Genomic DNA, 26,404 nt, shown 5'->3' with positions numbered 1-26,404 from the left:
TGAAGGTTTAAATACTTTGTGGCTTACCAGGAAATCTAATTTTTTAGTTCCTAATACGATTGCCACGAGGTGATTTTTTGTAATAGCCAATAAATATACAATTTATTAATACCGGCTTACTAAAGCAATCTTTATTTTTGCAATTCACAAATCAACAAAAATGAAAGGAATAATCTCAATCTTAATTAGCTTTTTTCTATTGGTTTCTTGCGGAAGCAATTCCAAATCTTCCCAAAATGGAAAGGAAAGCGCCACTGAAAGCTACGATTATATAATTGCTTTTGGAAGTTGCAACCGGCAGGATAAACCACAGCCACTTTGGAACGCGATACTGCAGGAAAGTCCTGACCTGTTTCTTTGGGGCGGAGATAATATTTATGCTGATACCGAAGACATGGCCAAGATGGAAGCCGATTATGAAAAGCAGAAAAATAATGAAGGCTACCAAAGCTTAATTGAAACCACGCCGGTTTTAGGCACCTGGGACGATCACGACTATGGTAAAAACGATGGTGGCCGTGAATGGGAATATAAAAAGGAAAGTCAGCAGTTGTTTCTCGATTTCTTTGATGTATCAAAGAGTGATCCTCGTCGTGAAAGAGAAGGGGTGTATCACGCTAAAGATTTTAAGGAAGGCGGCAAAACTATAAAGGTAATTGTTTTGGATACCCGGTATTTTAGGTCGCCCTTAGAAGCTAGTGAGAAACCGGGCCAACGCTATAAAATTAACTATGAAGGAACTATTTTGGGTGAAAAGCAATGGAATTGGTTGCAACAGGAATTGAATAACAGTACTGCCAATTATAATTTAATATTAGGATCTATTCAGGTGCTTTCTGGAGAACATGGCTTTGAGACCTGGGCTAATTTCCCGGCAGAAGTAGAAAAATTGGAAAAGCTTATAGAAACTTCTAAAGCTAAAAATGTAATTCTGCTTAGTGGCGACAGGCATATTTCAGAGTTTTCAGAAAAGAAAATAAACGGATTGGATTATCCGCTGGTAGATTTTACCTCTAGCGGGTTAACGCATTCTTATACTGATTTTAGTGGAGAGCCCAACCAATACAGAGTAGGAGAGGTGGTAAGCGATTTAAGTTATGGTTTGCTGAAGTTTAATTTTGCTTCAGGTGAAGTTAAGATGGAAATGCGCGGCGTTGGAAATAAACTTCAGCAAGAATATTTAGTAAAGTATAAAGATTAACAAACAATAACTTTAATAATGCAGCTGCCTGAAAGCTAAAAGCATATAAAATAGAAAGGAACTTGTAAATGCAGCTTATTTATTTATTTTTGCCAAAATTTTAAAAACCAAACAATGGCAGGAAAAAGAACATTCACCATGATAAAGCCCGATGCAGTTGAAGCCGGGAATGTAGGTGCAATATTAGAACAAATAACCAGTTCAGGCTTTAGAATTGTAGCTTTGAAAATGACTCAAATGACTACCGCTGATGCTCAGGAGTTTTATGCAGTACATAACGAGCGTCCTTTCTTTGGGGAGTTGGTAGAGTTTATGACTCGCGGGCCAATCGTATCGGCTGTGTTAGAAAAAGAAAATGCCGTAGAAGATTTTAGAGCTTTAATAGGAGCGACAAATCCGGAAGATGCTGCTGAGGGAACTATAAGAAAAAAATACGCGAAGTCTGTTGGTGAAAACGCTGTTCACGGAAGTGATAGCGACGAAAACGCACAGATTGAAGCTGCTTTCCACTTCTCTGGTAGAGAGATGTTCTAAGCAGAACTTTTTAAGTAACATAAAAAGCCATCAGTTATTCGCTGATGGCTTTTTTGTTAAATCTAAGTGAAAAAGATTTTATTGGCATCACCAATATGGTATAATACTCCGAGGTAGTTTACCAGTAATGCATTAAGTGGTTAAAAAATTATCTCGGTTGGGCATAAATTTGGTTATCTATTACAAAATTATTGCCAGTTTCTACCTCGTCTTTAAATAGCACAATTTTATTTTTTGCTGTCAGCCAAATATGTTGCGGTTTTTTATCTTCTAAAGGAACTGTAAAGTGTTTTTTGTAAATTTGTTTTAAATCTTGTGTCTCAGAATAAGAATATTGAGGGCTGGCGTATAGCTCTACCATGTACTTATATAAGTAGGTCTCCTTTTCGTTTTCTATAAGTTTTTTATTTACAAGATCATAATAATCTATATTTTCCCAGTAGTTATTTAAAACTACAAGCGGGAGAGAATCTTCAAGTTTTTGAAAAATACCTAGAGTGTTGTTGCTTAGTAAATTAATGTAACCCGTATTTGAAACCTGAGAAAAAGAATTCCAATTTACGTTTAAAAAATCCTTCTCATTTTTAACTTCTATAGGTATTGCTTTTTCAGTTATAATGCTTCCTTGCTTGTATCCAATTAGTTTTGCATCATATTGCTTAGGTAAATAGAAGCTATGAGACCACTTATAGGAGAGGCTATTTTTTTCAAAAACTGTAAAGCTGCCAGATAATCCTTCAACTTTAAAAATTATGGAGTCATATTTTCTGGAGAAATCCAGTTTAGTAACTTCTTTGCTACTAACAGGAATTATTTCGAATGTAAATAGATCTAAAATATTACCCTTAGTCATATTGGCAGTAAACTTAAAGTCAAATTTATTATTTAAATCATCAGTCTCTTCTTCTTTGGTACACGAAATCACTAAGAGTATTAGGAGTGAAAATGTAATTCTTTTTAATATCATATAAGTTTTTATGAGGATAGACTAAAATTTTCTGTGGTTACTTACTACATTTTTTTTAGCCTATTTTATTTAAGCTATTGAAAGCTTATATTAAATATTACGGTATAAAAATAGAACATAATACTCCGGGTAACCCGAAGTATTATGTGGGGATATATAAGTTTAATTAGGAACCGGGAAACCACGATCACGCATTAATGCATCAATCTTTGCATCTCTACCTCTAAACTTTCGGTAAGCTTCAGCGGGGTCCATGGCGTTTCTTGGGGCAAAAAGATATTTCACCAATTTTTTGGCAAGGGTTGCATCATAAAATCCGCCGGGAGCTTCTGCAAAAGCTTCAGAAGCATCAGAGGTTAATACGTCTGCCCATAAATAGCCGTAATACCCGGTAGCATAACCTTCCCCTGAAAAAACGTGTCCAAAATGGGGGGAACGGTGTCTCATTACTATTTCATCTGGCATCCCCAATGCGTTAAGGGTTTCTTTTTCAAATTGTTTAGGTTCGATTTTTTCGGGATCTGTAGTATGGTATTTCATATCCATTAAAGCCGAAGCCAAAAACTCGGTGGTCGCAAAGCCCTGGTTAAAAGTGGCTGCTTTTTTAATTTTAGCTACCAGTTCGTCTGGAATTACCTCTCCGGTTTCGTGATGTTTTAAATAACGATTTATCACTTTATCTGTAGATAACCAACGTTCTAACAACTGCGATTGAAATTCGGTATAATCACGAACGCCGCTGTTTAAGGTTGGATATTTAATATCTGCTGCTAAAAAGTGCAAGGCGTGTCCAAATTCGTGGAAAAAGGTTTCGGCATCGTCCCAGGAAACCAAAACGGGTTCACCGGGAGCCGGTTTTATAAAGTTAGAATTGTTAGATGCCAATACGGGTTTTGCACCTTCTAATTCAGAATAGCTTCTATAAGTAGTTGCCCAGGCACCTGAACGTTTTCCCTGGCGGGCAAAAGGATCTAAATACCAAAGTCCAATAAGCTCCCCCGAATCTTTATCGGTCACTTCCCAAACTTTTACATCTTCGTGGAACACAGGAACACTTCCTTCTTCCACAGGTTTAAAATCAAAATTAAAAAGTTCTCCTGCGGTAAAGAATAAAGCCTGGGTAAGGTTACCTAATTCAAGGTATTGTTTTACTTCTTCACTGTCCAGGTCGTATTTCTCTTTCCTTACTTTCTCGGCATAATAGCGATAATCCCAGGGCTTAATGGTAATATTAGCGCCTTCACGATCGGCAACCGCTTGCATATCTTTTACTTCCTCTTCAACACGGGCAAGAGCGGCCGGCCAAACTGCTTCCATAAGCTCCATCGCATTTTCAGGGTTTTTTGCCATGCGGTTTTGTAAACGCCATTGGGCAAAATTATCGTAGCCTAACAACTCTACACGTTCGTCACGAAGTTTCAGGATCTTTTTTATAACTTCGTTATTATCAAATTCATCATTATTGTCTCCACGCGAATAATAATTACGCCATACTTGTTCCCTTAATTCGCGTTCATCTGAATAGGTTAAAAAAGGATCCATAGAAGAGCGCGTGTTGGTTACGGCATATTTTCCGCTTTCACCATTGGCTTCAGCCGTGCTGGCCGCAGCTTTAATATAAGATTCCGGAAGTCCGCTAAGTTGATCTTCGGTTAAATAAACAATGTAATTTTCCTCTTCGGCAAGAACATTATTAGAGAATTTGGTATAAAGTTCAGACAGCTCTTTGTTTATTTCAGCATAACGCGCTTTGTCTTCTTTATTTAAATTGGCACCTTCCATAGCAAACTCTTCGTAAATAAGGTCAATTACACGTTGCTCGGGAGCCGGTAGCGGATTTTCCTGTGAATTTTCATAAACTGTTTTAATCCTTTCAAATAGGGCGGTGTTTTGAGAAATCTTAGAACTGTATTCAGAAATTTTGGGAGAGAGTTCCCGTTGTACTTCCCTGAATTCGGGACTGGAAATATTGCTGCTAAAAATCCCATAGTAGGTGAATACCCGGCTTAAAAGATCGCCAGAATCTTCAAACGGTACAATGGTATTTGCAAAAGTTGCCGGCTCGGGATTTTGGGTAATTTTATCAATTTCGGCAAGATGTGCGTCCATGGCTTTAAGCATTGCCGGTTTTACCAGCTCTACTTTCATTTTATCGAAAGCCGGAACCCCTGCATAGGGGCCGCTCCACTCAGCAAGTAAAATATTATCCATAGTGTTTGTTGCTTGATTTTGTTCCTGAGAATTAGCCTGAAGTCCTGCAACCAAAGCAAATACTCCCAGGCTTTTTATAATTCTTTTTTTCATGGATTGTGGTTTTAATTTTAATGTATGAAGATAAGTGATTTTGATAAAATAATGACTCCTGTAATCCCGGTATTTCTTATTGATTTCATAAAAAACCTGAATGTTTATATTAGCTACTAAAATTAAATTATCTTTGAACTAGAACATAAAAACGAAATACAAATATTAAAAAATTAGGAATGAGATTTTTAAGCAAAACTGTTTTGATTTTAGGAGCCGTGGCAATGATTGCATGTGGTGATAAGAAAGAAGAAAAAGAAGATAAAATAACTATTGGAGATGGTAACAGCCCAAAAACTGAAACTACTACCAAAGAGGCTTCATCAAGCAGTGATGCTGCTGATGCAGATGTAGTAGAGGTAAGTATTGAGGGGAATGACCAAATGCGTTTTAATAAAGACGAAATTAAGGTAAAAGCCGGGCAAACCGTTAGGCTTACTTTAAAGCATGTGGGAGAGATGGAAAAAAGCGTTATGGGGCACAATTGGGTATTGTTAACTCAGGGAACGGTAATTAACGAATTTGGACAGAAAGCGGTTCAGGCCAAGGATAACGATTATATTCCTGAAGGAACAAATGCTGTTATTGCACATACCAAAATGATTGGTGGCGGGGAAGAAGTAACCATTGAGTTTGAAGCTCCCGCTGCCGGAGAATACGACTTTATTTGTAGTTTTCCTGGTCACTATTCTGTGATGAAAGGTAAATTTATTGTAGAGTAACAATACTTCTATAAAGTTCTTGAAATGCCTTTACTATGGAAGAAATTCCTGGGTAAAGGCATTTTTTTGTGCCTTAATTTTTGATTTTTCGGTTTTGTATTAAATCTTTTTGTTTTAAAAATCAATAAAACTTCAATTTTATAAGCTAAAATTCTCTGGATTTTAACAGCTTTTTATTTTATTCTGATGCATATTATGAAATATTAAAATCTATAGATCACCAGGTTTTTCCCTTCGTATTTTTCCTGAAATAAGTATAATAAGATTACTAAAAATAGTAGTTTTAGGGTTCATTTTACAGCACCTTTAATATGAGTGAAAATAAGCACTTTGTAATAGATTTTGATAGCACCTTTACCCAGGTTGAAGCCCTTGATGTTTTAGGCGAGATTTCCCTGGCAAACGATCCTGATAAAAATAAAAACCTTGCCGAGGTTGAAGCCTTAACAGATAAGGGAATGAAAGGCGAGATGTCTTTTAGAGAATCTCTTGTGGAACGCCTGCGTTTACTAAAAGCCAATAAAAGTCATTTACCAGATTTGGTAGAAAATCTAAAAGAAAGGGTATCTTCTTCTTTTGTTAGAAACCGGGAGTTTTTTAATGATTATCACGAAAACATTTATATTCTCTCAAATGGTTTTAAAGAATTTATCGTGCCTATTGTAGCACCTTACGGTGTTAAGCCCGAAAATGTATTTGCCAATACTTTTGAATATGATGAACAGGGCAATATTATAAGTTTTGATCACAATAATGTTCTATCTTCTAATAACGGGAAAGTAGAACAACTTAAAAAATTAAACCTAAAAGGTGATGTTTATGTAATTGGAGATGGTTATACCGATTACGAAATTAAAGCTGCAGGTCTTGCTAATAAGTTTTATGCTTTTACCGAAAATGTGGAAAGAGCAAATATTCTTGAAAAAGCAGACCATATCACACCAAGTTTAGACGAATTTTTATTTGTACACAATATGAACAAAGCAATCTCTTATCCTAAAAACAGAATTAATGTCTTACTTCTTGAAAACGTACATCAAGACGCGGTAGATATTATGAAAAAAGAGGGGTACAATGTAACGGTACATCCCGGTGCCATGGATGAAGATGAACTTTGTGAGAAGATAAAAGATGTTTCGATTATAGGAATAAGATCTAAAACCCATTTAACCGAAAAAGTTCTGGCCCATGCAAACCGTTTAATTGCGGTAGGAGCCTTTTGTATAGGAACTAACCAAATAGATCTTCAGGCTTGTTTAAAGAAAGGAGTCGCGGTATTTAATGCACCTTACAGTAATACAAGATCGGTTGTAGAGCTGGCCATAGGGGAGATTATTTTGCTAATGCGTAACCTTCCAGATAAGATGAGGTTAATGCATGAAGGTAAATGGGATAAATCGGCTAATAATAGTTTTGAAACCCGTGGAAAGAAACTTGGAATTATAGGTTATGGTAATATTGGGGCACAACTTTCTGTAATGGCAGAATCTGTTGGTTTCGATGTATATTACTATGATGTTGAAGAAAAGTTGCCAATGGGTAATGTTACCAAGTGCAATTCCTTAAAAGAACTTTTGGAGACGGTAGATATTGTAACACTACACGTAGATGGAAGAAAAGAAAATAAGAACTTAATTGGGGAAAAGGAATTTGGTTACATGAAGAATAATGTGATCTTCATAAACTTAAGCCGTGGGCATGTGGTAGATATTAAGGCGCTTAAAAAGAATATAGAGTCCGGTAAAATTATGGGGGCCGGTATAGATGTTTATCCGCAGGAGCCTAAAACCAATAATGAAGAATTTGTTTCAGAATTAAGGAATTTACCTAATGTAATTTTAACACCACACATTGGAGGTAGTACATTGGAAGCCCAGGAAAATATTGGAAATTTTGTTCCGGGAAAAATTATTGAATATATCAATACCGGAAGTACTACTAACTCTGTGAACTTCCCTAATTTACAGTTGCCTGTACTGCAGAATGCACATAGGCTTATACATATTCACGAAAACAGACCTGGTATTTTAGCGGAAATCAATAGAATTCTTGCCGGGCATGATATTAATATTGAAGGTCAATATTTAAAAACCAATGAGACCATTGGTTATGTAATTACAGATATTGACAAACGTTACGATAAAGCGGTTATAAAAGACTTAAAAGGTCTTAAAGGAACCATACGTTTTAGAGTTCTATATTAAAAGTCTTTTAAATAGGTTAGATCCCGTGAATTATTTCTCAAACTAAAAGAAATAACTCACGGGATTTCTTTTTGGTCTTCACTCGATGATCCAGATATAAAGTTCCCAGACCTGCCTCGAAATTAAAAATTTATTTCCAACGAATGCCTCTTAGGCTTGCCTTTAGGTAGTTTACTTTGCGCGGTACAATTGCTCTACTTTTTTAAGATTAGTATTGCTGTATATTTCATAGAAATAATCTAATTGCCATTTTTGGGTTTTTTCGGCTTGTTTACTCCTTACAAGATCCCATTTAGGGTACACTCTAAAAGCTCTCTTTCCTTCTTTTGTTTTGGTTGAGATGATACCCTTTTTTATCAAAATAGACCTAGGGAATACAAACTGTCCAAACCTTTTACCGGTTCGACTGTTCACTACAAAAAAGTCAATATTGTCATCATGGTTAAATGGCTCAATTGGTCCCTTACCAATTCTTTTCCAAAATGTCACAAATTGTCCCGCTTTTTTAGGGGTAACTTTCGCGTTTCTGCTTAGTATATGTAGATCGTTTAATTTAAATTGACAGGCATCGTATTCTTTGCTTTCTAATTCAGTTTTAAACTCAGAAATTTTAAGATTGCACCTGTCATAAATTTCTTTCTTTATTTGAGTGAGATTTTGGTCCATTTTATTTAAATAGGGGTGTTCACTGTATATTTAAAATAATCAGTTTTATAGAAGAACCAAAAGTAAGTCTATTTTGTTTTAAAAAAGAAAATATACCCTTATTAGGGTATTGTGTCCAGGCTCTTTTCTGGATAAATTTGGTATAATATTTTGTTTGGGATAAAAAGGTCGTGATCTGGTTTAGGTAGGGATAAATCAGGTTGGGGCCTTTTTTATTGGCAGCACCAAAAGTATATTACCTCGAGGTCCCCTCGAAATTAAAAATTTGTTTTTAACGAATGCTTCGTGGGCTTGTCTCGCGGTTGTTTACCCTATGGCTTCAGGTTTAAAAACATTTAATTTTTTAAAATAAATTCGGTAGCCATTTTTGCGTGAAGCCTGGTAGTGTCTAAAAGGGGAATTTCAGTATCATTTTCTTTAATAAGCATGGGGAGCTCGGTACAGCCCAATATTATTGCTTCAGCGCCTTGCTCTTTTAGTATTTGCATTTGCTCTAAATAGAAGTTTTTGGCCTTATCGGTGAATTTTCCCTGGGTAAGTTCTTCTGAAATAAACCTATGGGTTTTATCAATATAACTATCGCCAGGGATTAAAGTTTCTATTTGGTGCTCTTCTCTTAATCTGCCCGATAAAAAATTACCAAGCATTGTTGGTTTTGTGCCTAAAAGCCCTAGTTTTTTAAACCCTTTTTGTTTAGCCTCTTTGGCTATAGCATCAGCAATATGAAGTATTGGAATATTGAGTTTAGGTTGTACAAAATCAAAAACCATATGGGGTGTATTAGCACAAATAATTACAGCTTTAACCCCTGCCGTTTCAAGTTTTCTAGCAATACCTAAATAAGCGTTTTTAATTTTTTCAGCATCATTTTCACGCATTAATTGAACATTGAGACTGTATAGAAGTAAAGGCGGGTTTTGTTGTGTGCCAATCTTTACACCAACAAGTTCATTTAAAAGCCTGTAATATTCTATAGTAGAGTGCCAGGAGGTACCCCCAATCATTCCCAATAAATTCATAATGCATGGTTTTTGCTGAATTTAAGCAATTTTTAGGTCTTTGTCACATTGATCTTCATTTTCTGACTTTCGAAAAGAATTTAAAATACCTACAGCCTCCAATGCGGCAAATTCAGTTTTATAAATAAAGGAAACCCTGGCTTCTTTCTCGTTAGCCGAGATGTCGTAAATATCTTTAATTTTAGACAATCTTTGGGTAATGTATGTTATACAGTTTCTGCAATTGAGTTCTTTTAGTGAGATTGTAGCTTTCATAATAATTCATTTTTTTGCTTTTCCATACTATGGTAAACTTACTGTGTATATAGTAGGTTTTGTATGAGCAATGTCAGTTTACCACATATTTGGAGTATAAAAAGTTTTTGTTGGGTGTTTTTAAAATGCTCGTGCTAAGCTTACGGGATTTTCTTAAAAAATGAAGGTAGAAAACGGCTACAAAATCATTAATTCTCTTGTATCGAGTAAAATACTTTTAAGAAATGGTTAAAAGCAAATTGAAGTATTAAGTTGGGAGATATTTTTCTTTACTTGCAAGGCTTAAATTTTCAGGAAATTGCGAAAGAAAAAACAACCCATAAAATATACCGAAGGTAAGATTTTTAGCTCTCTGGCTAATTTGGCCTGGCCTATTATATTGGCAAATATATTACAAACCGCATACCAGTTAATAGATACATTTTGGTTGGGGAGATTAGGAGCCGATGCCGTTGCAGCGGTAAGTATAAGTTTTCCTATCCTTTTTTTAATCCTTTCGTTGGGTGCCGGTTTAACATTGGCAGGAACCGTAATTGTTTCGCAACATAAAGGAGCCGAAAACCAGGCTGAGGTAAATTACAGTTCTTCGCAAACGGTTTTTGTAATCTTTTTTATATCGGTTTTGTTGGCTATTGTGGGCTATTTTTCTTCAACACCACTAATGAAACTTATAGGTGCCGGCCCCGAAATACTTAGTGATTCGGTAAGCTACTTTCAGGTTTCTTCTTTGGGTTTCATCTTTCTGTTTATGTTTTATGTGTTCCAATCTTTAATGCGGGGAATTGGAAATGTGCTCTTACCCATGTATGTAGTTTTGGCTACGGTATTTTTAAATTTAGTATTAGATCCGCTATTTATTTTTGGATTTGGCCCTATTCCTGGGTTTGGCGTGGCCGGGGCTGCGGTAGCCAGTGTTGTAACCCAGGGTTTATCGGCACTGGCCGGTTTACTTATTCTTTTTAGGGGTAAAAGAGGGATTAAGATTAATTTTAGCGAGATGAAATTCGATTTCCCCTGGACACGAAGAATGTTCAATATAGGCATTCCTTCCAGTATGGAGATGTCTACCAGGGCAGCGGGAATGACGGTTATGGTGATGTTGGTGACCAGTTTTGGAAGTGAAGTTGTGGCAGCTTACGGTATTGGAAGTAGAATATTAAGTCTTATTGTAGTACCGGCACTTGGTTTTGCCATGGCCACTACCACCTTAGTAGGCCAAAATATAGGAGCTGGAAAAATAAAGCGTGCCGAAAGAATAGGGAACTTAAGTACTAAAATTGCTTTTTTTGGCTTAACCGCCGTTGGCTTGATTCTTTTCTTTTTAGCTGAACCTATTACCGCATTTTTTGTTCCCAACGACCCCGGTGTAATTAGAGACGGATCTTTATTTATTAAAATTATGGCACCCAGTTTTGGTGTGCTTGGCGTGCAGCAGGTGTTAAATGGGGTGTTTAATGGTGCCGGATTTACAAAAGCCTCTTTGTTAATTTCGGTTTTTGCCCTCTGGATTATTCGTTTCCCTATGGCTTTTGTTTTATCCAATAATACCAGTCTTTCTTTTGAAGGTATTTGGTGGGCTTTTCCTATCTCTAATCTTATTGCTGCTATTGTGGCTTTTTCTTATTATAAAATGGGACATTGGAAATTAATGACTATTCGTTACCGCCACAGGCAACTTTAATTTATTGTGAGCTAAAACAAGTTTTATTTCTTTTGCTGAAATATAATAAACGGCAATTTTTATATCTGAAAATTTTAAAAATGAAAGTCGAAATTCAACAACGAATTGCTTTAAGTACCTATTTTTTCTTATCTGGGTTCTGCTTTTCTACCTGGGCCTCCCGAATTCCTACTATTAAAATGGCATTCGACCTTAACGAAGCAGAATTAGGAAACTTACTAATGGTGATGCCCATTAGCTCTCTTATTGGGCTTCCGGTTTCAGGATGGCTGGTGTCGCGTTTTGAAAGTAGATATCCCTTAATGGTTTCCTATATTTTTTTGGCCATTTCGCTTGTTCTTATTGGGTTGGCCCATAAACTTGTTCTGCTTATCGCGGGGATCTTTTTCTTCGCTTTTTCAATGAGGATTTTTAATATTGCCATCAATACTCAATCTATCACCTTACAAAAAGCCTTTAAAAGAAAAATTATAGGTTCTTTTCATGGGCTTTGGAGTAGTGGCGGACTTTTAGGAGTTGCGCTTTCTACTTTACTGGTGAAATTGGAAGTTCCTATTTATAAACATTTACCTGCTGTAGCTATTTTTACGCTTCTTCTTGCTTTTGCAGCTTTCTCATTTTTACTGAAAAAAGATAGGTCTAGCCAGGGAAATAAACTCCGACTCGGAAAACCGGATAAGCCTACCATGTATCTTGGCTTTATAGTTTTTCTCGCCGCAATTACCGAAGGTGGAATGTTTGATTGGAGCGGTGTTTACTTTAAAGAAGTGGTAAAAGAAGATGTGTTTACCCTTGGTTATTTAATATTTATGGTTTTTATGGCTCTTTCCCGTTTTTTTTCTGATAGGATTGTGGAAAAAATAGGAATGAAAAAGAATTATTTAATAAGTGCCAGCCTGGTCTGCCTGGGGGTTTTGCTTATGGTAGTATTTCCTTATTTTTGGCCCGCAATAATCGGATTTTGTTTAGTTGGGATAGGAGTTGCCTCAGTAATCCCCATGACCTTTCTCCTGGCCGGCACCTCTAAAAAATATTCGCCGGGAATGGCTATTTCTATTATTAGTACGTATGCTATTGTGGGAATGCTTTTAGGCCCACCACTTGTGGGTTATTTGGCACATATTTTTAACTTAAAAATATCTTTTATCCTATTCTTTACTTCAGCATTAATGCTTATTCCTATTTCGCGGCTCTTTTTTAAATATAAAGAGGCGAATATTCAGGAATAAGTTTTTCAATAGAAATGTCTAATTTTTATCTGCCGGGGTAATCATAATATGAGCGCGGTGGGTTCCTGGGTCCATAAGCCATGGCATTCCGGGAGTGTGTGGCTTATCTGGTAGCCCTGTCTCTTCTGTGGTAGCATAAGGCATATAAATTACATAGCGTAATTTTGCATCTTTAAGTTCCCCGGTTTCGCGATTTAAATTCGCCTCCTTTCCGGTAAGTATATAAGTCATACTTGGCCCATCGGGCATTTTTAGTTTGCCGCTCTCTACTTCTTTTTGTCGTATAGCACGACGCTCCATCATATCTTTTCCTTCAGCCTTTAATTCTCTGCCGCGAGACATAAACGGCTCAAGTTTTTTATTATAACAACTTACTGAAATACCATTCATGCCAGGGTCGTCTGCAATGCAAACCAGGTTGTTGCTTCCTTCTTTTAGTAAAACTACTTTTCCTTCTTTATCATATCCGTAAACAGTAATGTTAGCCCTATCTTCTTCGGGCGCAGCCAAACCTGCCATTTTTATTTGAATTTCTTTAGAAAGATATTTTTCCTGGGCTATTCCCTGAAAACCGAAAGCCAGACCTAGTAGGGCAAAAAGTAGATTCTTCATAGTAAACAGATTTTAATTTATATTTTTTATGGTGTTATGCCGAATTTTTTTCAGCGTCTAAGGTGTAAAATATTCACTTGTAGACTATTTATAATTCCCTTCTTTATATTCCATTCAGCTAAAGATATAAATTTTACTCGATAATTTTAATGTAATGCTTCCAGGTAGCTTAGCTTACTTCTTTTCTTAAAACTTCTAAAGGTGGTTTTCTAATTACGCTCAAACTATTACTTAAACCAATAATTAATACCAATAAAACAATTCCCGGAAATAAGACTAAAAATGGAAATAACGACGGCGTAAATGCTGATTCAAAGACCAACCAGGCCAGTAGTTGACTGCCAAGTAGCGACAAGAGTACTCCGGAAAGCCCCCCAAGCAGGCCCAAATAAATATATTCTAAAGCATTAATATTCAGGATTTGTTTGCCTTTTGCACCTAGCGTACGCAACAGCACACTTTCCCGAATACGCTGATATTTACTGGTCCTTATTGCACCCAAAAGCACAATAACACCTGTGAGAATACTAAAAAATGCCATAAAATTAATGATCCATGAAATTCTGCCTAAAATATCTTCTATAACACTTAGCACCTGCCGAAGATCTATAATGGAAACATTGGGGAACTTTTTAACCAATTCCTGCTGTAATTGAGCCGATTCTTCTTCTCCGGGGACTTTGGTGGTTAGCACGTGAAATTGTGGGGCATCTTCTAATACACCATTGGGAAATACCAGGGAGAAATTTAATTGCATTCGTGACCAGTCAACTGTTCTAACGCTTCCTACAACCGTATTTAGCAAAACACCCTGCACATTAAAGACCAGCTCATCTCCAACGCCAACTTTAGCATCTTCGGCAAAATTATTACTTATGGAAATCGGCACAGGATTAATATCACCTGCTTCTGTCGTCCATTTTCCACTTTCAATACTTTCAGAAGTAATTAGAGAATCACGGTAGGTAACGCGGAATTCGTGGTTTAAAACCCATCTGTTAATTTGAGAACTAGTGTCTTTCCTTATCTCATTAACCGGTTTCCCTGCGATGTTCTGTACACGCATAGTCACAATAGGAATATTGTTTAAAACCGGTAATTCCTGAGCCTTTATTGTTTGGGCTACTGCTTCCTGCTGATCACTTTGTACATCTAAAAGAATCATATTAGGACTGTTGGCCTGAGATTCTATAGAAGCCTGGGCCAGTAAGAGATCTTTAGTAAAATATAAGGTACTTATTAAAAAAGTACCTACTCCAATGGCCAGTACGAGGGTTAGGGTTTGGTTTTGGGGTCTAAAGAGGTTTAGCAAACTTTGTCTTGCTACAAATCCCCATTTATGTGGGAAATATTTGCGTAGTGCTTGCATAAATAAGTAAGCTACCCCGGCAAGTATAGAAAAGGTGATTAAAATACCACCTACAAAACTCAGGGAATATTTCCAGTCTTCTAATAACCAAAGCGAAAACAAAAAGATGAATAAAAAGATGCCTAAAGAAACCAGGATAATTGCCCTACGCGATTTTTTGGTCTCCTCTTTTACCACACGTAATGCCTGTAAGGGCGAGATATAAAGCGTCCCGATTAAAGGGTAAAGAGCAAATAAAACCGACATAAAGACGCCAAGTAAAATCCCCATGATAATCACCGGAAAAGAAAAGTTAATCGCTACATCTATTGGAAGTAATCCTTCTAAAAGCCAGGGGAATAATTGCTGGAGTATAAGGCCTAGTATTGTTCCTAAAACCCCACCAATGAATCCTATAAAAGCTACTTGTAAAAGATAAATTAGAAAAGTTTGCTTTTTACTGGCTCCCAAACATTTTAAGACGGCTACAGCGCGTAATTTTTCTTTTATATAAATATGTATAGCGCTTGCAATTCCTACACACCCCAGTAACAATGCTATAAAAGCCACCAGGTTAAGGAATTTTCCAAAGTTTGCGTATCGTCTTCCCAGCCTGTCACTTGTTGAGGTATGTGTATCTAAATCGGCGTCCTGGGCATCGAGCATGGGGTCCAGGGTTTCATCCAATTTTTCCATATCGGTAGTGGGAGGCGCTGTAAAATAGAATTCATAATCTATGCGGCTACCGGTTTGTACCAAACCCGATGCTTCAATGAATTTATAAGGAATAAGCACCGGTGGCGCTACCGAGCTAAAAATAGCCGCACTTCCGGGTACTTTATTTAAAGCCCCGGCAATAGGTAGAGTTATTTTACCAATTTTTATACTATCGCCCGGTTTTATGCCTAATTGAAGCATTACGGTAGCATCAACCAAAGCAGCTTCTTTTTCCTGATAAGTTTTTGCGGCATCTACGGGCCGGGTTTCCAGTTCGCCATAAAAAGGAAAACCGCCTTCAATGCCTCTAACCTGCATTAATTTTGTGGCTTCGCTTTGCGGAAAAGCGGCCATAGAAGCAAATTTGATCTCACGGGCTTTGGGGCCTCCCAGAGAATCCATAATTTGTATAACTCGTTCATTGGGTAGTTTATCGCTATCTATTTTATAATCGGCACCCATTAGCGCTTTAGACTGTAGGGCGATATTGTCTTTTAAGTTTTCACCAAAAGATTGAATTGAAACTACCGCAGCGATTCCCAGCACGATAGAAGCCATAAAAAGAGATAACTTTCTGGCACTGGCTTTACCATCGCGCCAAGCCATTTTTATGAGCCAGGGAAAACCCGGTTTATAAGTTTTGTTGTTGCTCATTACACTTGTTTTTCCCGGTTTTCAATAATTCTGCCTCCTTTAAGTCTAATAATATGCTGGGTTTTCTCTGCCAGCTCAAGATCGTGGGTAACGATAATTAGCGTAGTTCCTGCTTCCTTGTTGAGGTCAAAAAGTAATTGCTCTACTTTTTCACCTGTTTCAGCATCAAGGTTTCCGGTAGGTTCATCTGCAAATAAAATAGAAGGTCGTGTAGAAAAAGCGCGTGCCAAAGCCACTCTTTGTTGTTCTCCGCCCGAGAGTTGGGAGGGATAGTGGTGTATGCGATCGCCCAGACCTACTTTTCTCAATAACTCCTTTCCTGTTTTAGAAGCATTTTTGTTGCCTTGCAGTTCTAGTGGCACGGCCACATTCTCTAATGCCGTAAGCGTAGGAAGTAATTGAAAATCCTGAAATACAAATCCAATATGTTGGTTGCGCAAAAGCGCTCTTTTATCTTCACCCAGGGTGCTAAGTTCGCTTCCGCATAAATTAATAGAACCGGCATCGGGACTGTCTAAGCCGGCACAAAGCCCAAGAAGGGTGGTTTTGCCGCTTCCAGAAGGTCCAACAATAGCAAAGGTTTTTTGTTCTTCAACTTCAAAGTTGATATCCTGTAATACTTTTAGTTTTTTAGATCCGCTGGAATAGCTTTTCTCCAGGTTGCGAACGTTTAATATCTTTGCCATCTTAGAACTTATTATTGTCTTTTTTGAATTAAGGCAAAATAAGGAAATCATTTGATTATAAAGACTGTTGCTATGAGAAAATTGGTTCGTTACTACTTGATTTTATCGGTATTTATTCTGTCTTCATGCGGAGAAAATACCGATAAGAAATCAGGTGAAAATACTGCTGAAGAAGTTCAAACTGAAACTGAAGTTCAGACAAGTGAAAAAAACGTGATTCTTTTCTTTGGAAACAGCCTAACAGCAGGAATGGGTTTAGAGCCTTCTGAGGCTTTTCCGGCCCTTATTCAAAACAGGTTGGATTCGCTGGATTATGATTTTGAGGTGATAAACGCAGGATTAAGTGGGGAAACTACTGCTAGTGGGAAAAACAGGATCAATTGGGTTTTAAATCAGGATGTAGATGTTTTTGTTTTAGAACTTGGAGCCAATGATGGTTTACGCGGAATTCCTTTAGAAGAAACCCGTAAGAATCTTCAGGATATTATAAACACCGTAAAAGAGAAAAATCCTGATACTAAAATTGTGTTGGCCGGAATGCAAATTCCTCCAAATATGGGAGAAGAGTATACTTCAGAATTTAGAAACATTTTCCCCGAACTGGCCCAAAAAAACAATGTAGCACTTATTCCGTTTCTTCTTGAAGGGGTGGCCGGAGACCCAAAGTTAAACCAGCAAGATGGGATTCACCCAACGGCTGAAGGTTATAAGGTTGTGGCTAAAAATGTGTGGAGCGTTTTGGAGAAAGTAATTAAGAAAAAACAAGTTTAGATATTAAATTTTTATTGTTGTTTTTTATTCCTGCGCCAGGGTAGCTTCTCACTTCTTGAAACCACTGCCAGGCTTAAAGAAACCAATACAGAAATAGATGCGGTAGTGCCCAATGCACCTCCATATCCTTTAAAAAACGGACTTGCATTTAAATAGATTATTGAAAAAATAAAACCAGAAAATCCTACCAATAAATAACTGGGCAGTATTTTAGAAGAAACCATTCCTATAAAAGTGGCGCCAATAAAAACAATAGGGATATTTTTAGTTAAATACGGACTGAAAATTTCAGGAAAGAAATAGAAAAATAACCCCACAAGTAGTGATAATCCTGCTGAAGCTCTTACTGCACCCTGCCTGTGTTTATTATTTACAATATATGTAAGAAGGGCAGAGATAATACCGGTGATAAAGAGAATGAGTATTTCCATCTAAAATAAGAGATATAAAATAACAGAGGTAATGGCAATACTACCAAAAGCGATGGTCCCTAATTTACCTCCCAAACCGTTAAAAATGTTTTTAGAAAGAATAAGAATACTACCCGCAATAATCCCTGCCAGTAAAATAAATTTTAGATTAGGGGCTACACTTGTAGAAGTCATTCCCACAAAAGCACCACAATAAACGGCTGCAGGAGCCTCTTTTAAGAGATTTGACTTGCGGTTTATTACTGGTATAAAAGAAGCTATGGTTCCTATAAATCCGGCGGCGATCACCGGCCCAAACTTAAGTCCGGTGTTTATAAAAAATGTACTTACAGCACCAGATACGGCAAAAATGATAAGGTAAAGGTCTTTTGTTAAATACCTTTCTTCTTCGCGTGGTGCTTTAAAATAAGCAAGACTTATTAATACCGAAATTATCCCAAGAAAAAGGAGTATCAAGGGCGCATTCATCTTATCAAAAAATATAGCAGACAAAAATGCAAACTGCATCAATATTAGAATAAAGAAAGATAATCTTCGGAATATTCTCGTCATACCTCAGACTTTAGCTTAAATTTTTAAGTTGCCAAACTTAGTAAATATGTAAGATTTAGTTTGTTAGATTTTGATAATAAAAGTGCTTTTGTTTTGATTTATTTAGAATTATAAGGGCTAAAAATTCTTTTTTAAAATTTAACGTAAGCTAGTTATTTTGAGTCTAAATATTTTATAATTTTGGAAAATATCCTATTAAAAGGAAATAATCCAAATATGAAAAATAAGTCTATTTTACATCTGGACCTTGATACATTTTTTGTTTCGGTAGAGCGTTTACAACATTCTGAACTAAAAAACAAACCTCTTATTGTTGGTGGAATGGGAGACCGTGGGGTAGTGGCCGCGTGTAGTTATGAAACCCGAAAATTTGGAGTACATTCCGGGATGGCTATGAAGGTAGCCCGACAACTTTGCCCACAGGCTACAGTAATTAAGGGGAATGCAAGTACCTATACCAAATACTCTAAAGAAGTAACGGAAATTATTAAAAGTAAAGTGCCCAGTTTTGAAAAAGCCAGCGTAGATGAATTTTATGCCGATTTAAGTGGGATGGATAAGTTTTTCGGTATTAATCAATTTGCTCACGAATTAAGACAAACTATTATAAAGGAAAGTGGACTGCCAATTTCGTTTGGGCTTTCACAAAACAAAGTGGTTTCCAAGATTGCCACGGGAGAAGCCAAACCTAATGCCGAAATTGTAATTCCGCATGGAAATGAAAAGACCTTTCTTGCACCATTAAGCGTAAATAAAATTCCCATGGTTGGTAATAAAACCTTTCAAAAACTATTGAATTTAGGGGTTAGGGAGATAAAAACCATACAGGAAATGCCGGTACAAATGCTAGAAAGTGTTCTGGGGAAAGCCGGGCGAACTATTTGGAAACGTGCTAATGGCCTTGACAATACACCTATTATTCCATATCACGAAAGAAAATCTATTTCTACCGAGCGCACTTTTGGGCGGGACACTATAGATATGGTACGCCTACATGCAACTTTGGTGGCAATGGCAGAGAGTTTGGCGTACCAATTAAGACGCGGTAATAAGCTTACCAGTTTAATAAGTGTAAAGATTAGGTATTCAGATTATCAAACACATTCCAAACAGGCAAAAATAGCTTATACCAGTGCCGACCATATTCTAATTCCTAAAGTCGAAATGCTTTTTAAACAACTCTATTCGCGTAGGTTATTGATTAGGTTAATAGGTGTAAAATTTAGCGGTCTCGCGGGTGGGAATTACCAAATTAACCTGTTTGATGATTCGGAAGAGATGCTGAATTTATATAACTCTCTAGATAAAATTAGAGAGCGCTTTGGCGAACACAGCGTGATGCGAGCAGTTACCATGGGTACAAAAACCATTGGGCGTATGGGAAATCCGTTTAACGGCGAGCCGCCAATTGTGCTGGCCCACAGAAAACAATAATGATTTATCTAAATTGCCATACCTGGTATTCGTTACGCTACGGGACTTTTTCGGTAGAAAAGCTCTGTGAGTTGGGTTGTAAATTTAAAGTTGAAGCTATAGCCCTTACCGATATCAACAATACTTCAGCCTGCCTTAATTTTATAAAAATTGCTTCAGGATATGGCATAAAGCCAATATTGGGAATAGATTTTAGAAATGCAGCCCAACAACAATATATAGGCCTTGCCAAAAACAATGAAGGTTTCAGGCAGTTAAACGAACATTTGTCGAAGCAACTTCATTCAAAAAAAGAGTTTAAACCTGAAGCCCCCGAATTGCCTGATTGTTTTATTATTTATCCTTTCGAAAAAGTAGTGGCAAACAAAAAGACAAGTTTCAGAAATAATGAGTTTATAGGTATTTCTGTAGAAAGCCTGCGGAAGCTAAAATTCTCAAAATACCTGGAATATCAAGATAAACTTGTCTTACAACAAAGTGTGAGTTTTAGAAATAAGCAAGATTATAACGCGCATAGATTGTTGCGTGCCATAGATAATAATATATTGCTTAGCCGACTTCCCAAAAGCGAACAGGGTTCTTTTTCTCACCAAATGATGCCTTCGGAAGTTATCGCTTCAGAATTTGAAGATTTTCAGCATATTTTAGAGAACACACGAGAATTGGTGAATGCCTGCCGGGTAGATTTTAAATTCGGAAAAACCCAAAATCGAAATTTACGGGTTTCAGGAGAAAGCCTTGAAGCTGATGTGGCCAGACTAAGAGAATTATGTGATAAAAATTTACCAAAACGATATCCCGCTGCCAATGAAAAGGTCTTACAACGAATAGAAAAGGAGCTGAGTGCTATTATTAAATTAGGTTTTGTTTCTTATTTCTTAATTAATTATGACATTGTAAGTTACGCCCGGTCACAGAATTTTCCATTTATAGGGCGGGGCAGTGGTGCCAATTCTATTATTGCCTACATTATTGGAATCACCAATGTAGATCCTATTGAGCTAGATCTTTATTTTGAACGCTTTATTAATGAAAACAGGAGTTCGCCGCCCGACTTTGATATAGATTTCTCCTGGAAAGACCGCAATGAAGTTACCCGGTTTATCTTTAAAAAATATGAATTCACTGCCCTTATGGGAACCTACGTGACCTTTAAACGTAAGGCCGTAGCCCGGGAACTGGGGAAGGTTTTTGGTTTGCCTAAAGAAAATATTGATAAACTTTCGGCAGGTTTTTTTAGTCCAGGTGAGTTAGATGAATTAGAGAAATTGGTACTTCGCTATAGTACTTTAATTGAGGGTTTTCCTAATTACTTAAGTGTGCATTCCGGTGGAATTTTAATCTTGAATGACAGTGTTTATAATTATGCCGCCACTTTTTTACCACCCAAAGGTTTTGAAACCATTCAGATAGATATGAATATCGCGGAAGAAGTGGGGATTCATAAATTTGATATTCTTGCCCAACGCGGTCTCTCGAAGATTACTGATGCTATTGAAATTATAAAGGAGAATCAACCAAATGCTGAAATTGAGGATATTGAGAATGTTGATGTTTTTAAAGAAGATCCTGAAATTAATAGACTATTAAAAACCGGGGATTGTATGGGGGTTTTTTATGTTGAATCCCCTGCAATGCGTGGCTTACTTACCAAACTGCAAACCGACAATTATCTGAATCTGGTGGCTGCCAGTTCTATTATCAGGCCCGGGATTTCCAGTGGTGGTATGAAAGAAGAATATATAAAACGGCATCGCGATCCTAAACGTAGAAAACAGGGACACCCCGTAATGTTGGAAATTATGGAAGATACTTATGGAATTATGGTCTACCAGGAAGATGTGATGAAAGTAGCGCATAAATTCGCCGGACTTAGTTTTGAAGATGCCGATGTTTTGCGCCGGGGAATGAGCGGGAAGAAAACTTCTAAAGGCCAGATGCAACGAATAGAAGCAAAATTTAGGGATAACTGCAAGCAAAAAGGCTATGATAAAAAAATTATTGATGAGGTTTGGGAACAAATTTCCTCTTTTGCAGGGTATGCATTTCCCAAGGGACATTCGGCTTCTTATGCGGTAGAAAGTTACCAGTGTTTATATTTAAAAAAGTATTTTCCGCTAGAATTTATGGTAGCTGCACTTAATAATGGCGGCGGATTTTATGATGTAGAAACTTATATCCAGGAAATTAGAAAATGCGGTGGGAGAGTGCACCCGCCCTGTATTAATAAGAGTGATCACCCCAACAGTATTTTTGGAAAAGATATTTATTTAGGATTAGGCTATATCAAAGAGTTGGAGACTAAAACCGTACAGCAAATCCTGGAGAATCGTCAGTTTTTTGGTGTTTTTAAATCGTTTGATGATTTTATAGACCGGGTTTCTATTTCTATAGAACAGCTTAGTATTTTGTTAAAAATAGATGCATTTAGGTTTACAAAAACAGATAAGCATCATTTACTGTGGAAAGCTCATTTTAAGTTGAATGCTTCTAAACCGGTAACTAAACAAGAAAAGTTATTTAATATTTCCCATCGGGATTTTGAGCTTCCGAAGTTTGAATATTCAACATTAATAGAAGCTTTTGACCAGATGGAATTATTGGGTTTTCCGCTTTGTTCTCATTTTAAATTGCTTAAAAACCCTATCGAGAAATCGGTAAGGGCAAAAGATTTAAAGTATTGTGTAGGTAAAGAAATATTGATTTATGGTGCGCTAATCACTGCTAAAAAAACCGGGACTTCTAACGGGAAATATATGTATTTCGGGACTTTTTTTGATATAGAGGGCAATGTTTTTGATACGGTTCAATTTCCGGCTACTGCAGAAAAATATCCATTGCGAAGCAAAGGAATTTATAAATGCTACGGCAGGGTAAATAACGACCTTGACTATATTTCTATCAGCATAAAATGGCTGCAACGACAGGACACCTTAACCGATCCCAGATTGGTGGGGTATCAGTTTTCTTAGAATCAATATTAAAAAATCTTGGCTTACTAAAATGAATCTAAATTTTTTGTTCGATGTCTAAATTTTCTGAACTCGCGGAAATAATAAGAAATGTTAGAAAAGGCGTTTCGCTCAAACAGCATAAAATTTAGACGACATCTCACTTCAAATTTCACGATTAATTTTCGGTAGGCCGGTCCCTAAAGCTATAGCTTTCTAGTTTGCTTCAGTCTATTCTATTTACATTCCGTGAAACAGCCCAAAATTATGTCGCATAATTTTTGGGCTGTTTCATATTTTAATTTTACTTATCTTTGGCGTTAGTAACGTAAATCGGAATTGCTTGTGATCAAATCATTTGCCGACAAAGAAGCCGAAAAAATTTGGATTGGAACTCAGTCAAGAAAACTGCCTGCCAATATTCAAAATGTAGCCCGAAGAAAATTAAGAATGATTAATAATGCTCAAAATATAAACGACTTAAGAATTCCGCCAGCTAACCATTTAGAAAAGTTGATGGGAAATCTAGAGGGTTTTTACAGTATTAGAATTAATAAGCAATGGAGAGTTATTTTTAAATGGAAAAATGACAATGCAATTGAAATTCAAATTGTTGATTACCATTAGGATTAAATAGAAGAAATATGAAAAAGCTAGCTAATATACATCCCGGAGAAATTTTAAAAGAAGAGTTTTTAGATCCGATGGAAATAAGTGCTTACCGACTATCTAAGGAGACATTTATTCCACAGACAAGAATTAGTGAAATTATAAAAAAGAAAAGAAGGGTGACTGCAGATACAGCTCTTCGACTTTCCAAATATTTTGGAACAACTGCTAAGTTCTGGTTAGGCTTACAGGATGATTATGATTTAGAAGGAGAAAAATCTCTCAAGGAAAAAGAATTCAATAACATTAAACCATTAATTCAGTCTAACAGCTAAAATTTTGAAAAGATTATAATTGAATTTGAGATAAGTAACGTGTTTACTCAGAATCTACATTAGAACCTGTCTCGATTTTTAATAGGTGACCAGGATGTTAGAACCTGAAATAAGTTCAGGTTGACAAATACCACCTCATGCTTTTCAGAAAGCTTTCGGGACAGGATGACTGGAATTACGTCATGCTGATTTATTTCAGCATCTAATATGAATAAAAAGTTTAAGAACTTCCTTTTAATGTAAGCCCCGAAATAAATTCGGGGTGACGTAAAAAACCAAAAACCTTTATTGGCACCGCCAAAGGGTGTAATGCCCCGAGGCTTGCCTCGAAATTAAAAATTTGTTTTCAACGAATGCCTCGTGGGCTTGCCCCGAGATAGTTTACTTCAAATACTCCAGGACATTATCTTTAATACGCGTTTCAATATTACTGATGTCGCTTTTTACAAAAGCTTCCCCGGTAATTTTTTCATAGAGCTCTATATAACGTTCAGAAACAGACTCGATATACTCATCGCTCATCTCCGGAAGAACCTGGCCTTCCTTTCCCTGGAAGTTATTTTCTATAAGCCATTGTCTCACAAATTCTTTAGATAATTGTTTTTGTGGTTCATTTTTATCCTGGCGTTCTTTATAGCCATCGGCATAAAAATAACGGGAAGAATCCGGGGTATGAATTTCATCTATTAGTACAATTTTTCCCTCAGCATTTTTTCCGAATTCATATTTGGTGTCCACCAATATCAATCCTCTTTTGGCAGCGATTTCGCTTCCACGTTTAAAAAGGTTTAAGGTGTATTCTTCTAAAATTTTATAATCTTCGGGAGAAACAATTCCCTGTTTTAAAATTTCTTCTTTCGAAATATCTTCATCGTGATCGCCCTGTTCGGCTTTGGTGGCGGGCGTAATTATTGGCTCGGGGAATTTATCGTTTTCTTTCATTCCGTTAGGCATTTCTACCCCGCAAAGCATACGTTTTCCTGCTTTATACTCTCTGGCAGCATGGCCGGCCAGGTAGCCGCGAATAACCATCTCAACTTTAAAAGGTTCACAAGCCTGCCCAATAGCCACGTTAGGGTCTGGGGTTGCTTCCAGCCAATTAGGTACAAGGTCTTGTGTTGCCTGCATCATTTTTGTGGCAATTTGGTTAAGGATTTGGCCTTTGTATGGGATGCCCTTTGGCATTACTACATCAAAAGCCGAAAGCCTATCTGTAGCTACAATTACGAGCTTGTTATCTTTTAAGCTGTAAACATCCCTTACTTTACCTTTGTAAACATCGGTTTGCCCCGGAAAATTAAAATCGGTTTTTATAATGGTGTTATTCATTAGAATTTATTCTGAATTTTTGGAATTGAATTAAATATAAATTGAAGCATTACTTTAATCGGTATGTTCAATTTCTTTGTAAGCAGAGATGATTTTTTTAACCAGTTTATGGCGAATTACATCTTTATCGTCCAGGTAGATCATTCCTACTCCTTTAACTTCTTTAAGTACAAGAAGAGCTTCTTTTAGACCTGAAATTACCCTGCGTGGCAAATCTATTTGTCCCGGGTCTCCGGTAATCATAAACTTGGCGCTTTTCCCCATACGGGTAAGGAACATTTTCATTTGCGCGTGGGTGGTATTTTGGGCTTCATCTAAAATAACAAAAGCATTATCCAGGGTGCGGCCACGCATAAAGGCGAGTGGTGCAATTTGAATGATGCCTTTTTCTATAAATGAATCCAGTTTTTCATGCGGAATCATATCCCGAAGGGCATCGTATAAGGGCTGCATATACGGATCTAATTTTTCTTTAAGATCTCCGGGAAGAAAACCCAGGTTCTCACCGGCCTCTACGGCGGGACGGGTTAGGATAATTCTTTTTACCTGTTTTTCTTTTAAAGCTTTCACGGCAAGTGCCACCCCGGTGTAGGTTTTCCCGGTACCGGCCGGGCCAATGGCAAAGACCATATCGTTTTTACGCATTAGTTCTACCAACTTTCTCTGGTTGGCAGTTTGCGCTTTTACCAATCGGCCGCCAACTCCATGAACCAAAACTTCACCACTTTCTTCTGAAGTTTGATAATCTGAACTTTTCTCACTGGTAAGCACTCTTTCAATTACATTCTCATCAAGTTTATTATACTTTGCAAAATGATCCATAAGCATCGTAATGCGTTCATCAAATTCTTCCAGCATTTCTTCGTCCCCAAAAACTTTAATTCTATTTCCCCTTGCTACAATTTTTAATTTTGGGAAATACTTTTTTAAAAGTTCTATATGCTCATTTCCCTGCCCAAAAAATTCGCGGGGGTTAATCTCTGAAAGTTCAATGACAATTTCGTTCAAAAGCTTATGGTTTTAGTTGAAAAGAGATGTTCAAAACATTTTTATTTATACTGCCTCTTTATTTGTTGCTACTAAGTTTTAATGCTAATTTTGACTGCCTAATTTTAAGTTTATTCTCATTGATTCTTTGAATGAAAATTTAATTAAAATTATCTTTGCTTACTATACAAACTTACATAAAATAA

Annotated in this window: 23 protein-coding genes; 11 read left to right on the top strand and 12 right to left on the bottom strand. The window is 36.9% G+C overall.

What is annotated here, in order from left to right; translation table 11 throughout:
* Positions 1-160: 160 nt before the first annotated feature.
* Together GUB10_RS12505 and GUB10_RS12500 are read left to right on the top strand one after the other, a co-directional pair.
* Positions 161-1,201, top strand: coding sequence for an alkaline phosphatase D family protein (locus GUB10_RS12505; RefSeq protein ID WP_193711792.1), 1,041 nt, complete (start codon positions 161-163; stop codon positions 1,199-1,201).
* A 114-nt stretch (positions 1,202-1,315) separates the two neighbouring features.
* On the top strand, positions 1,316-1,735 hold the full coding sequence (locus tag GUB10_RS12500; RefSeq protein ID WP_193711791.1) for a nucleoside-diphosphate kinase: 420 nt from the start codon (positions 1,316-1,318) through the stop codon (positions 1,733-1,735).
* A gap of 148 nt (positions 1,736-1,883) precedes the next feature.
* Here the strand turns inward: GUB10_RS12500 and GUB10_RS12495 are convergent, their stop codons facing one another.
* Both GUB10_RS12495 and GUB10_RS12490 read right to left on the bottom strand, forming a co-directional pair.
* A complete protein-coding gene (locus GUB10_RS12495) occupies positions 1,884-2,702 on the bottom strand; it encodes a hypothetical protein (protein WP_193711790.1) in 819 nt (272 codons plus the stop codon).
* A 162-nt stretch (positions 2,703-2,864) separates the two neighbouring features.
* Positions 2,865-5,006: a M3 family metallopeptidase gene (locus GUB10_RS12490; RefSeq protein WP_193711789.1), complete on the bottom strand. Its 2,142-nt coding sequence runs from the start codon at positions 5,004-5,006 to the stop codon at positions 2,865-2,867.
* Between the two features lie 179 nt (positions 5,007-5,185).
* Here GUB10_RS12490 and azu point away from each other — a divergent pair, with 179 nt between their 5' ends.
* Entirely contained in the window at positions 5,186-5,728 is a 543-nt protein-coding gene (gene azu, locus GUB10_RS12485) for an azurin (RefSeq protein WP_193711788.1), read from the top strand.
* Between the two features lie 311 nt (positions 5,729-6,039).
* Positions 6,040-7,932, top strand: a complete 1,893-nt coding sequence (gene serA / locus GUB10_RS12480; protein WP_193711787.1) for a phosphoglycerate dehydrogenase — start codon at positions 6,040-6,042, stop codon at positions 7,930-7,932.
* Positions 7,933-8,103: 171 nt separating this feature from the next.
* Here serA and GUB10_RS12475 read toward each other — a convergent pair whose 3' ends face one another.
* From GUB10_RS12475 to GUB10_RS12465, 3 genes are all read right to left on the bottom strand, one after another.
* Positions 8,104-8,598, bottom strand: a complete 495-nt coding sequence (locus GUB10_RS12475) for a MepB family protein (protein ID WP_193711786.1) — start codon at positions 8,596-8,598, stop codon at positions 8,104-8,106.
* Positions 8,599-8,933: 335 nt separating this feature from the next.
* The gene (locus GUB10_RS12470) at positions 8,934-9,617 is read right to left on the bottom strand and encodes an aspartate/glutamate racemase family protein (protein WP_193711785.1); all 684 of its coding nucleotides are present in this window, start codon (positions 9,615-9,617) and stop codon (positions 8,934-8,936) included.
* A 21-nt stretch (positions 9,618-9,638) separates the two neighbouring features.
* Complete coding sequence (locus tag GUB10_RS12465) at positions 9,639-9,872, bottom strand: cation transporter (protein WP_193711784.1); 234 nt, start codon at positions 9,870-9,872, stop codon at positions 9,639-9,641.
* 298 nt (positions 9,873-10,170) lie between these two features.
* Here GUB10_RS12465 and GUB10_RS12460 point away from each other — a divergent pair, with 298 nt between their 5' ends.
* Both GUB10_RS12460 and GUB10_RS12455 read left to right on the top strand, forming a co-directional pair.
* The gene (locus GUB10_RS12460; RefSeq protein WP_193711783.1) at positions 10,171-11,553 is read left to right on the top strand and encodes an MATE family efflux transporter; all 1,383 of its coding nucleotides are present in this window, start codon (positions 10,171-10,173) and stop codon (positions 11,551-11,553) included.
* A gap of 80 nt (positions 11,554-11,633) precedes the next feature.
* A complete protein-coding gene (locus tag GUB10_RS12455) occupies positions 11,634-12,782 on the top strand; it encodes an MFS transporter (protein WP_193711782.1) in 1,149 nt (382 codons plus the stop codon).
* Between the two features lie 18 nt (positions 12,783-12,800).
* Here GUB10_RS12455 and GUB10_RS12450 read toward each other — a convergent pair whose 3' ends face one another.
* The 3 genes from GUB10_RS12450 to GUB10_RS12440 form a co-directional block, all read right to left on the bottom strand.
* Positions 12,801-13,394, bottom strand: a complete 594-nt coding sequence (locus tag GUB10_RS12450; protein WP_193711781.1) for a hypothetical protein — start codon at positions 13,392-13,394, stop codon at positions 12,801-12,803.
* A 169-nt stretch (positions 13,395-13,563) separates the two neighbouring features.
* Complete coding sequence (locus GUB10_RS12445; protein WP_227740392.1) at positions 13,564-16,113, bottom strand: ABC transporter permease; 2,550 nt, start codon at positions 16,111-16,113, stop codon at positions 13,564-13,566.
* Positions 16,113-16,799: an ABC transporter ATP-binding protein gene (locus GUB10_RS12440; RefSeq protein WP_193711780.1), complete on the bottom strand. Its 687-nt coding sequence runs from the start codon at positions 16,797-16,799 to the stop codon at positions 16,113-16,115. Before GUB10_RS12440 ends, GUB10_RS12445 begins: the two co-directional genes overlap by 1 nt.
* Before the next feature lie 72 nt (positions 16,800-16,871).
* On the opposite strand from GUB10_RS12440, the gene GUB10_RS12435 reads away from it, so the two are divergent.
* Positions 16,872-17,570, top strand: coding sequence for an arylesterase (locus GUB10_RS12435; RefSeq protein ID WP_193711779.1), 699 nt, complete (start codon positions 16,872-16,874; stop codon positions 17,568-17,570).
* A gap of 11 nt (positions 17,571-17,581) precedes the next feature.
* On the opposite strand, the gene GUB10_RS12430 is transcribed toward GUB10_RS12435, so the two are convergent.
* Both GUB10_RS12430 and GUB10_RS12425 read right to left on the bottom strand, forming a co-directional pair.
* Positions 17,582-18,001: a hypothetical protein gene (locus GUB10_RS12430; protein ID WP_193711778.1), complete on the bottom strand. Its 420-nt coding sequence runs from the start codon at positions 17,999-18,001 to the stop codon at positions 17,582-17,584.
* Complete coding sequence (locus GUB10_RS12425) at positions 18,002-18,553, bottom strand: hypothetical protein (protein ID WP_193711777.1); 552 nt, start codon at positions 18,551-18,553, stop codon at positions 18,002-18,004. It abuts the gene before it with no gap.
* A 216-nt stretch (positions 18,554-18,769) separates the two neighbouring features.
* On the opposite strand from GUB10_RS12425, the gene dinB reads away from it, so the two are divergent.
* The 4 genes from dinB (at position 18,770) to GUB10_RS12405 (ending at position 23,882) form a co-directional block, all read left to right on the top strand.
* On the top strand, positions 18,770-19,987 hold the full coding sequence (gene dinB, locus GUB10_RS12420; RefSeq protein ID WP_193711881.1) for a DNA polymerase IV: 1,218 nt from the start codon (positions 18,770-18,772) through the stop codon (positions 19,985-19,987).
* Positions 19,987-22,959: a DNA polymerase III subunit alpha gene (locus GUB10_RS12415; RefSeq protein ID WP_227740390.1), complete on the top strand. Its 2,973-nt coding sequence runs from the start codon at positions 19,987-19,989 to the stop codon at positions 22,957-22,959. The genes dinB and GUB10_RS12415 overlap by 1 nt, the downstream gene beginning before the upstream one ends.
* 324 nt (positions 22,960-23,283) lie before the next feature.
* Positions 23,284-23,565 (top strand): type II toxin-antitoxin system RelE/ParE family toxin, encoded by a 282-nt coding sequence (locus GUB10_RS12410; protein ID WP_193711776.1) that lies wholly within the window; start codon positions 23,284-23,286, stop codon positions 23,563-23,565.
* Positions 23,566-23,582: 17 nt separating this feature from the next.
* Positions 23,583-23,882: a HigA family addiction module antitoxin gene (locus GUB10_RS12405; protein ID WP_193711775.1), complete on the top strand. Its 300-nt coding sequence runs from the start codon at positions 23,583-23,585 to the stop codon at positions 23,880-23,882.
* A 381-nt stretch (positions 23,883-24,263) separates the two neighbouring features.
* Here GUB10_RS12405 and GUB10_RS12400 read toward each other — a convergent pair whose 3' ends face one another.
* Both GUB10_RS12400 and GUB10_RS12395 read right to left on the bottom strand, forming a co-directional pair.
* Positions 24,264-25,211: a phosphoribosylaminoimidazolesuccinocarboxamide synthase gene (locus GUB10_RS12400; protein ID WP_193711774.1), complete on the bottom strand. Its 948-nt coding sequence runs from the start codon at positions 25,209-25,211 to the stop codon at positions 24,264-24,266.
* Between the two features lie 54 nt (positions 25,212-25,265).
* Complete coding sequence (locus GUB10_RS12395) at positions 25,266-26,219, bottom strand: PhoH family protein (protein WP_193711773.1); 954 nt, start codon at positions 26,217-26,219, stop codon at positions 25,266-25,268.
* Between the last annotated feature and the right edge of the window lie 185 nt (positions 26,220-26,404).

Source organism: Salegentibacter sp. BLCTC (assembly GCF_015143665.1).
GTDB lineage: Bacteria > Bacteroidota > Bacteroidia > Flavobacteriales > Flavobacteriaceae > Salegentibacter > Salegentibacter maritimus.
The sequence above is the reverse complement of the archived record's forward strand: the minus strand, read 5'-3'. Positions and strand labels throughout refer to the sequence as shown.